The organism is Rhizobium sp. LARHSG275 (assembly GCF_052871115.1).
The window spans coordinates 1-1,149 of record NZ_JBIXJN010000057.1; the positions used below are offsets into that span (position 1 = coordinate 1).

At 63.0% G+C, this 1,149-nt stretch carries 1 protein-coding gene; it reads left to right on the top strand.

Annotated features, from left to right (window positions below; translation table 11 throughout):
* Positions 1 to 1,149 (top strand): ABC transporter substrate-binding protein (locus ACIPSK_RS32990; protein WP_446533140.1); only part of this gene is annotated, 1,149 nt, incomplete at its 5' end.

A 1,149-nucleotide genomic window follows, 5' to 3' on the forward strand; every position in this document is an offset into this window, starting at 1 on the left:
GGCGGCGAGGCAGCGGCGCTGAACGTTCTGAAGCAGGATCTTTCGAAGGAAGGGTATGCCTGGAAGGACGTGCCGGTTGCCGGCGGTGGCGGCGATGCGGCGATGACGGCGCTGAAGGCGATGGTGGCGGCCGGCACCTATCCGACGGCCTCGCAGATGCTCGGCTATACCGTGCTCGATTATGCCCAGGCCGGCGTCATGGGCGATCTGACGGAGACGGCGAAGAAGGAAGGGTGGGACAAGTCGGTGCCGGCAGCCCTGCAGAAGTTCTCCGTCTATGACGGCAAGTGGGTTGCCGCCCCGGTCAACGTCCACTCGGTCAACTGGCTGTGGATCAACAAGGCTGTCATGGACAAGATCGGCGGCACCCAGCCGAAGACCTTCGACGAACTGATCGCGCTGCTCGACAAGGCCAAGGCTGCTGGCGTCATCCCGCTGGCGCTTGGCGGCCAGAACTGGCAGGAGGCGACGATGTTCGATTCCATCGTGCTGTCGACCGGCGGGCCTGAGTTCTACAAGAAGGCCTTCAACGACCTCGACGAGGAATCGCTGAAGTCCGACACGATGAAGAAGTCGTTCGATAACCTGGCCACGATCATCAAATATGTCGATCCGAACTTCTCGGGCCGCGACTGGAACCTGGCGACCGCCATGGTCATCAAGGGTGACGCGCTGGTGCAGGTGATGGGCGACTGGGCCAAGGGCGAATTCGTCGCCGCCAAGAAGAAGCCGGATACCGACTTCCTCTGCTACCGCTTCCCCGGCACCGACGGCAGCGTGGTCTACAACTCCGACATGTTCGGCATGTTCAACGTCCCCGACGACCGCAAGGCGGCGCAGGTGGCGCTGGCGAAGGCAACGCTGTCGAAGAGCTTCCAGTCGGCCTTCAACGTCGTCAAGGGTTCGGTACCGGCTCGTACCGACGTTCCCGATACCGACTTCGACGCTTGCGGCAAGAAGGGCATCGCCGATCTGAAGGCAGCCAACGAAGGCGGCACGCTGTTCGGCTCGCTGGCGCAAGGCTACGGCGCCCCGCCGGCGATTGCCAATGCCTACAAGGATGTCGTGTCGAAGTTCGTCCACGGCCAGATCAAGACCTCCGACGAAGCCGTCAAGCAGCTCGTCCAGGCGATCGACGACGCCCGCTGA